At 51.3% G+C, this 8,753-nt stretch carries 8 protein-coding genes; 1 reads left to right on the forward strand and 7 read right to left on the reverse strand.

Going from position 1 to position 8,753, the window contains the following annotated elements:
• The coding region (locus tag DVO78_RS16130; protein ID WP_238385364.1) for a transposase at positions 1-374 on the forward strand (374 nt) is incomplete at its 5' end.
• A gap of 66 nt (positions 375-440) precedes the next feature.
• Here DVO78_RS16130 and DVO78_RS16135 read toward each other — a convergent pair.
• From DVO78_RS16135 to DVO78_RS16165, 7 genes are all read right to left on the reverse strand, one after another.
• Complete coding sequence (locus tag DVO78_RS16135) at positions 441-1,784, reverse strand: TRAP transporter large permease (protein ID WP_238385365.1); 1,344 nt, start codon at positions 1,782-1,784, stop codon at positions 441-443.
• A 360-nt stretch (positions 1,785-2,144) separates the two neighbouring features.
• A complete protein-coding gene (locus tag DVO78_RS16140) occupies positions 2,145-2,657 on the reverse strand; it encodes a TRAP transporter small permease (RefSeq protein WP_120006432.1) in 513 nt (170 codons plus the stop codon).
• Positions 2,658-2,839: 182 nt separating this feature from the next.
• Positions 2,840-3,307 (reverse strand): (2Fe-2S)-binding protein, encoded by a 468-nt coding sequence (locus tag DVO78_RS16145; RefSeq protein WP_120006434.1) that lies wholly within the window; start codon positions 3,305-3,307, stop codon positions 2,840-2,842.
• Complete coding sequence (locus DVO78_RS18495; RefSeq protein WP_120006436.1) at positions 3,304-4,161, reverse strand: FAD binding domain-containing protein; 858 nt, start codon at positions 4,159-4,161, stop codon at positions 3,304-3,306. The genes DVO78_RS16145 and DVO78_RS18495 overlap by 4 nt, the downstream gene beginning before the upstream one ends.
• A complete protein-coding gene (locus tag DVO78_RS16155) occupies positions 4,158-6,527 on the reverse strand; it encodes a xanthine dehydrogenase family protein molybdopterin-binding subunit (protein ID WP_162301604.1) in 2,370 nt (789 codons plus the stop codon). The genes DVO78_RS18495 and DVO78_RS16155 overlap by 4 nt, the downstream gene beginning before the upstream one ends.
• 157 nt (positions 6,528-6,684) lie before the next feature.
• Positions 6,685-7,233, reverse strand: a complete 549-nt coding sequence (locus tag DVO78_RS16160; RefSeq protein WP_120006440.1) for a cupin domain-containing protein — start codon at positions 7,231-7,233, stop codon at positions 6,685-6,687.
• An 81-nt stretch (positions 7,234-7,314) separates the two neighbouring features.
• The gene (locus DVO78_RS16165; protein WP_238385366.1) at positions 7,315-8,316 is read right to left on the reverse strand and encodes a fumarylacetoacetate hydrolase family protein; all 1,002 of its coding nucleotides are present in this window, start codon (positions 8,314-8,316) and stop codon (positions 7,315-7,317) included.
• Positions 8,317-8,753: the final 437 nt, after the last annotated feature.

Consider the following 8,753-nt stretch of genomic DNA (forward strand, 5'->3'; position numbering starts at 1 on the left):
TTACAGAACAACCGTCGCTCTGGCGGCGTAAACCCCGAGGTCAACTAAACCGTCAGCAGACCCCCACCTACCGCGAACCCGACCGGGCCCAGGGCAAGAAGATGATGAACAACGTCATCACCAAGCTCTCCCGCGCTGTGCCCAAGGCCCTGACAGAGCTGACCACACTCGGGCGCACCCTGAAGAACCAGGCCCCCGACATACTGGCCTATTTCGATCACCCAAGAACCTCGAATGGTCCGACTGAAGCAATCAATGGGCAGCTGGAACACCTACGAGGCTCAACCCTGAGGTTCCGGAACCTCACCAACTACATCGCCCGATCCCTACTCGAAAGCGGAGGATTCAGACCACAACTACACCCTGGATTGTAAAGAGCCCCATAAAGTATGACGCGCGACATCAACACCCATACGCATCTCCTCCATGCCATGTATTAGTCATTGAGCAACACCGCTACTGGCCACACTCTCGAGGAAGTTGGGTAGCCACTCCACGACCTCGGGCACCGCGATCATAAAGATCAGGAACAGGAATGCAACAGGCAGAAACCACAACAGGGAACCGAACACATCTCTGAGGCTAATAGTCTGACCAAGATTGACTTCAGGATCCTTTGTAATGTTGTGAATAATGAACGACAAAATACCTACTGGAGGAGTAAGCATTCCGATTTCACCAAGCAAAACAATAAATACTCCGAACCAGAGGGGGTTGACATCCATCTCTACGAGCGTTGGTAACAGGATCGGGATAGTAAGCAACATCATAGAGAGAGTGTCAAAAAACATTCCCATAACTAAGTATAAAACGATGAGAAGACACAGAAAATTGAGTCGGCTGAGACCAAGTCCTGTTATACATTCAGTGATAGCAGTTGCCAAACCCGTAATTGACAATAGTCTTGTCAGCATTTCGGCACCGATAATTAGGAAAAAGATTGAGGCAGTCGAAGAGGCCGTCGCAACCGCTGCACGGGAGACCGTGCGCACCGGATTGCTCTTTCGTGTATACCATACGGTCAGCAACATCGCAGTAAACGCGGCGGCAGCCCCTGCCTCCGTAGGAGTGAATGCGCCGGAGAACATACCACCGAATAGAACAAATATAATCAGAGGAAAACCCCAGATTCCCGAGAGGGACTTAAATCGAAGTCCCCAGGTGACTCTCTCCCGCCTTCCGATCGACCCCTCGTCTCGTCCGAAAAGTCTTGGGGCGATAATTGCCAGAAAGACGATGAAGACGGCGAGTGTAACCGCAATGAGCAGCCCAGGAATGACCCCGGCCATCAGTTGAGGACCCACCGGCACTGACGCAATACCCGCATAGACGACAAGGAGAATCGATGGAGGAATGAGGCTTCCCGGCATTCCCGCTACCATTACGGTGCCTAACGCTAGGCGCTTGTCATATCCTGCCTTAAGCATCTCAGGGATTCCAGCTCGAGCAAGAGTGTAGGTCATACCGATCGTGGAACCAGACACGGACGCCAATCCGGCACCGGCTGCAGTAGTCCCGACACCGATACCCCCTGGCATCCAGGAGAACCAACGGTCCGTAGCCCTGTAAATACTCGCTGCCATACCCGAATGCGACAACAACATTCCCATGAAAATAAACATCGGCAACACCGAATATGTCCAAGAGGATACCGCGTTAAATGGCGCTGTCGATAAGATATTCATCATAGCCGGGATGCCCGACAGGGCGTACACGCCAACAACGCTTGGAATTGCCAACGAAAATCCTACGGGCACGGACATAAACATCAGAACGACCATCATCGCGACACTCCACATGCCGGCAACAGGACCGGACGGACTGGTAAAGAGCCCAGCAAGACAAACGACTAGAAGCAAGGCACACGCAAAAAGGGCTATCCTTCCGGGCTTACGTTTCACTCCTGGTGGGAACATCGCGCTTGACGCCCGCCCTGATGACGTCCCGACGCCTAGCTTCTCACGACTCTCCGCCGTATTTCCGTTCTGAGCAGGACTCGGGTCACTATCGTTCACGGAACTTATAATTGACATTACTTTAGATCCTTTATAGAGAACAAATGGGCTATATCGACCCAGCCTGGTTACATAAAACGACTCGATTATGAAGCTTATGAATTCCCTAAACTACATCGTTGCACTTTTCTAATCCTCCTCTTGAATTCGTTCATCAAGGCGCGCCGCTCCCGCCCTAACAGTGGCAAGAATCTCTACTATGTAGAGGATCGCGAGTATGCTAAAAATCAGTGGGACTAAAAAATACACAGGCCAGGTCACAATGTCAGTAACACCTGCTGTGCTTCTAATTGCCATGTTGTCTTTCGCCCTCTGGAAACCGAACCACGCGAAGCCGACACTAACCACCGCACCTAGCAGGTATGCAAAAACGTAGAATATTGCCTGGATTTTCTGATCCAAGGTCCCTACCAACAACGAAACACTTATGTGTTGATTCTTCACCTGAGCGGCGGGAATACCCAAGAGAACAATAGCTGGCAAGTACCAATAGGTAATAATTTCGTTCGCACCATAAAGAGGTGTGTCGAATGCGGAACGTAGGGTTGCATGCAGCATCACATGTAACATCATTCCAACCATGGCGGATGCGGCTAAAACTGACAATATTTTGTCCACACTAGCGTTCAGCAATCGAACCATAGAACTTGCCTTTCGTTCTAATTTGAATCAATTTCTCGCCTTGACGATTATGGACACTTTTTCACTGAAGACAAGAACGGGGATACTGCAAGCTTCAGTAGTCCTCCGCGATCCTGGACTACGGTCCATACGCGCGGCCCTTTCGACTTTAATACCTCTATGTAGAATTAACACGAATTAAATTATCGAGTTTTGTGATCATTAGAAATATTCATAACAGCCCTAATAATGTTATTATATCCTGTGCATCTGCAAAGGTTTCCACCTATTGCGACTTGAACTTCACTTTCGCTGGGTTCAAGATTCTTCGCAAGGAGGGCTCTGACAGACAAAACCATACCTGGAGTGCAAAATCCACATTGCATTGCCTGAGAATCCACGAATGCCTGCTGTACCTCATCGAGTGTCTCGCCGCCGCTTTCAACAGTCTCTATGTCAGCTCCATCCGCCTCGATTGCGAGAACACAACACGACTTTACGGTTTGTCCATCTAGGAGTACCGTACAGGCTCCGCAACTTGCACTCCGACAACCCACATGCGTGCCGGTCAGCCCAAGCCCATGCCGCAGATAGTCAACAAGAGGCGTTCCGGCATCCAGGACTGCCTCCTGCTGCTCTCCATTGACCCTAAGGGAAATATTGTGTGTCATCCTAGAACATCCTTGAAATTATCAGTTAATTCTTTAAGAATTCGGACTGCGTATTCCGCAGCCATGTTTCGCCTATATGCGCCAGGCGCATGCGCGTCACCGAAAGGACTCGATATCGACGCAAGGACAAGTCGTCTGACTGCAGCTGCATCTGCGTCGAACAACTCTTCACCCAAGAGATTAGGACTCGGGGTGGCTCCACCAATACAAAGGACTCGCTCATCAGCACAAACTGATCCCGCTATAGTGAGAATTGGCGGAGCACCCTGCACGCGGGTAAGACGCAGGAAATGCGCACGCCGAGTCTCGTCTCGGGAGATCTCTACTGCTTCAATGACTTCACAACGTTCCAGGAGCGTGGCACGTTCACCTGTTATGAAACTTCGGATTGGAATGCGCCGTCGCCGACCTGCACGCCAAAGCACTACTAGGGCGTCAACTGCAGTAAGAACTGACAAGTAGTCGGCACCCGAATTTGCGAATGCTACTACCCCGCCCATCGTTCCGCGATTTCGCACCTGCATGTCACCGACCCCGCGAGCAGAAGCCGACAGAACAGGACAGTGAGTGTTCACGTGGTGACTTTCAGCGATCTCTGTATGAGTGGCGCTTGCACCTATAACTATGTAGTCGTCCTTCAGATGTATGCCCTGAAGCTCTTCGACGCGACCCAAGGATACGATGCAAGAAGTGCTCCATTCCCTGCGATTCAAATAAGGCATAGCAGTCATACCGCCAGCTAAAAAGAGGGCATCCGAGGCGGAGTGCTGCATGATGCTGTCGACATCCTGTAGCCGGAGGGGCCGGTAGAAGTCGATCTCGGTACTTCCCTCTTTGGCATTTGAGATAATCATGTATTTTCACTTTCAAAAGCGCTCCATACCCTTGCAGGTGTAAACGGAACGGTCGTGAGTCGAACATCCCTCTCCGGGGCGTACCCGGCAAGTGCATCCTCGATCGCGGCTGCAATCGCCGGGGACGGAGCGCTAATGCCAGATTCCCCTACCCCCTTGACTCCTCCTTCAGTGAAAGGCGAGGGCGTCGAACAATGTCCGAGAGTAATTGGAAACCATTCCCGTGCGGACGGAATGGTATACTCACGGAGACTTGGGCACGCGGGATTTCCATGGTCATCATACCGATATTCCTCATACAGAGCCGCCCCAACACCTTGCATTACTGCTCCATGAAGCTGCGCTTCAGCTAGTGTCGGATTAATCACTTCCCCACAGTCATGCACAAATGCGAAATCCAGTATCTCAACTCCGCCTGTAGCGGGATCAACCTCGACGACACATGCCGCGGCACCAAAAGACCAAGTGGGATACTGATTATAAAGACCAGTTCGATCAGGCTGATGGTGGACATTCTTCATCTTGAACGATCTGGTTGATTCGAGATTCGGCTCTATTCCCTCCATCAGGGGACCATGAGGATTCCGGTAGATCTCAGCAGAAACTTCGGCGATAGTTGTCGTCCTACTTGTTTCATAGGAACTGATCAAACCACGAGAAAAGGTGAGACTGCTCTCCGACACTTCTAGAAGGCGCGCCGCCACAGTATCTAGTTTGACCCGGCAATCCGAAGCTGCCAAACGAGCCGACGTCCCCCCAATCGTAACGCTACGAGAGCTATAATTGCCATTACCATGTGGGCAGGATAGAGTATCGCCTTGCACGACCATTATGTGGTCGATATCAGTACCGAGCGCGTCGGCTACTATCTGAGCCAGACCAGTCTCATTACCGCCGCCAGGGGAGGTCACGCCCGTAAGCACGGTCGTGAATCCGCGAGGGCTTATACGTACCGTAGTACTGTCTGTTCCTCCCATGAGGCTTCCCGGCCGTGAGGACCCTTCTGGTGTGAGTTCATGGGCAATACCTAACCCAATAACACGGCCCGCATTTGCAGCTTTCATTCTCCGCTCTTCAAAGGTCTCATTTCCAATTAAATTGAGCACATGATCTAGGGTGCCATGGTAATCTCCCGAGTCCATGATCCACCCACACGGCAGTTGGTAGGGAAATTGGTCCGAGGTAATGAAATTTCGACGCCGTACATCAGCACCAGAGATGCCACTGATATTTGAAACCTCATCAATTATCCGCTCCAGAAAATAGGTTGCTGCTTCTTTGCCATAGCCCCGGTATGCCTGCCATGGTCCCAAATTGGTGACTGCTCCACGTAGATGGACGTGCACATTAGGGATGTCGTAAGATCCGGGGATACATCCCGCTGTGACTATCGCCATGAGGTAGCCGGCGAATGTTTGTGGGGCGCCAAGGTTAGCTTCAAGTTGGACATCGAGCGACTCGATGATTCCGTCATCGTTAAAAGAGACTCCATATTCACAGGCAATATGCCGTGAGTGACCGGCTGCAGGTAGTGCTTCATGGCGTTCCTCAACAAACTTCACAGTGCAACCAAGCCATATAGCCGCCCACGCCGTGAGGATATCTTCAGGAAATATGGGAATTTTTCCGCCAAATGCCCCACCTACGTTCGGCTGGATGACTCTAATTCTTGAGTCATCCAGCCCGAGAACCCCGCCCAACTGCGTTTTGAGCACATGCGGACTTTGAGTAGACGCCCAAACGGTCAAAGATCTAGTCCAGCGGTCCCACTGAGCAATGGTCCCCCGTGGTTCAAGTGACGTCGGGACAATGCGACCACATTCGAGGCGACCATGGGACGTCAGAGGGGCTGAAGTCGTTCCCTGGATCTCTCCGACGGCATTTAGATTAATGCTACCGCGCTCAAACTCCCAGTCGACCATCAAATTGTCATTCCAGCCAGACTCAACTAATGGCGCGTTTGGTGCGAGCGCTTCATGGACTGAAACAACTGGAGTGCGTACGAGATATTTCACTTCAATCACGTCGATGGCACGCGCCGCTACCCGTGCATCCTTGGCCACAATTGCAACTACTGGTTCACCCACATAACGCACGGAATCGACCGCGAGCGGGTAACGGTCCGACTGCTTAACCGTCAGAAATTCGAAGGCACCTGTCGGCCCAATCTTTAGACTATGTTCTACGGTGTCCTCACCAGTTATAATCAGTTCGACGCCCGGCAGTGAACGCGCAGTCGAGGTATCTATTTGCGTAATGGAGGCCGATGCGTGTGGGGAACGTAATATAGCGAGGGTGCGAGTATCTGGCGGACTAATATCGTCCAGAAATACCCCCCGCCCAGCAGCAAGAACCGAGTTGTTCATACCCGTCACCCGTCGACCAACGTAAGTGTTCTCAGTAGATGACCTAGTGGTTGTCACGCCTGGCGTTTGATAGCCAGTTTCAAAGGTGTCCGACATAATGGTGCAACCTTATCTATTAGGAATCGTAAAGGTCATTAACGTCCACGAATCAGCAGGGTCACTGAAATTGGTTTTCAGCGTCGGCGTCAGCGAGGACAAAAGCCACAAGGCATGGTTCATTGGTCCTATTCGACCAGGCATGATTTGTCCCCCGCTGAATGATCATATCGCCAGCGCTCACCTGTATGTCGTCTTCATCGAGCAGCATTGTAATGCTTCCCTCCAGAACAATGCCGAAATCCACCGTTTGCGTTTTATGCATATAGGGATGTCTAGCACCTGTCGCATGTTCACTCTCGGCACCCATCTCGGCAAAAACATCCCTGCCATCTATTCGTTTCACTGTTTGCACGGGCTCCGGATCAAATTGAACGACGCGGAACTTTACACCCCCTGAATCAGGCTTGAGGGTGAACGTCTCGTCCGGGTTCTGTTGACCGTCCTCGATGATACTGGCGGGCACTTTGGAGATCTGCCAGAGGTCAGTCATGGCCACCGGCCGATGATCACGATGGAAAATCCGCTCTGCCAACGTGTCAGAGGAAACACGAGCAATGCCGTCTGCACCTTCTTCTGTTACCACGACGCGAACTGGCTTAATCTTCATAATACTCCTCTAAAATTGGCATTTAATAATTAAATTACCGAATATTTATCGAAAACAATTTATCTACATTATCTATAATATTTAAGTATTATATTCGGCCGCAGGAAACACCGTACCTTCGGCGCTACCAAGTAACGCACTTGAACCATCAAGGTACTTAACAAACCCACAAATGCTGACAGTGTCCCCATCCTCTAGATAGCCTCGCGGGCCATTAGGCGTCGCAATCATCTCTGTTGCATCGCTTGTTATTTCAAGAAGAGAGCCAGCCGTAGTTGGATCAGGGCCGCTGACGGTGCCCGAGGCAAAAAAGTCGCCCGTGCTCAGCGGTGCACCATTAACCGTTGTGTGTGCAAGCATTTGCGCTGGTGACCAGTGCATTAAGGAATAGGGTGGGCGACTCACAATTTTTCCATTGATCACTACTTCCAGGTCTATGTTGAGACCCCAATGTTCACCACCTTTTAGATAGCTAGCCAATTCAGGGTCAGACGCGCTTGGCACTTCATTCCTTGCATGATTTAAGCAACTTAGTGGCGTAATCCAGGGTGAAATAGTTGTGGCAAATGACTTCCCAAGAAATGGCCCAAGCGGCACATATTCGAACTGCTGAATATCTCGCGCTGACCAATCGTTGACTAGACACACGCCAAACACATACCGATCAAACTCATCAATGGAAACAGATTCTCCAAGGCGACTAGGCGTGCCTACGACGAAACCTACCTCTGCCTCAAGGTCGAGCTTCTGCGATGGGCGAAACTTGATTCCGTCTTTATCCTGAATGAGACCAGAAGGGCGACGAATAGGTGTACCGCTTTGCACGATGCTACTTGACCGTCCATGATAGCCAATAGGTAGCGCGTGCCACGCCTTGGGCAGCTCAGGATTGTGGGGACGAAATATGCGTCCGACATTCTCTGCATGCTCACGTGAAGCGTAAAAGTCGACGTAATCTGCCATACGAAATGGGAAAAGCACCTTGAAGCCCGGTTGGACTTCGCTCGCGTTTTTGTCTGCCAACGCCGTCAAAGCTACAAAGTGGGCCGCCTGCCAAGTCTCAGGGCCCGCCCCCAGGAGCATACTTAGATCCTCGGCGCGAAAACAGTCCCTAACCTCGGACGGGATGCAGTTTGACTGATCAGCTGAATAGGCTCCAAGGTCAATTATCCTGCCATGTCGCTGAGCTAGAAGTGTGCGGCGATCCCCAGCAATTTCTGCGGCACCCAGTGCATATGTTTTGTCGGCCAGGGTCATCACTTGGCCCGACTTCCCTGGGAACTCGAACTTTCTTTCTTCCTTCTGTCTACCCGCATCAACTCCCCTTTACTTTACATATCGGTACAGTAAAGTAAAGGGGAGTTTTTCTCCGAAGTCAAGAGGACCCGAAGGTGGCAAACGATGCCTTGCATGCTTTCAGGCGATTTCGGACCCCTCGTTCTCTGATGTTTCGGATCCTTAGAGCGTGCGCCGGTAGGTCATGGTCGGCGGGCTGGGCGGGTGTCCCATCGGTGGGTTGT

This window comes from Nesterenkonia muleiensis (assembly GCF_003600155.1).
Taxonomy (GTDB): Bacteria; Actinomycetota; Actinomycetes; order Actinomycetales; family Micrococcaceae; genus Nesterenkonia; species Nesterenkonia muleiensis.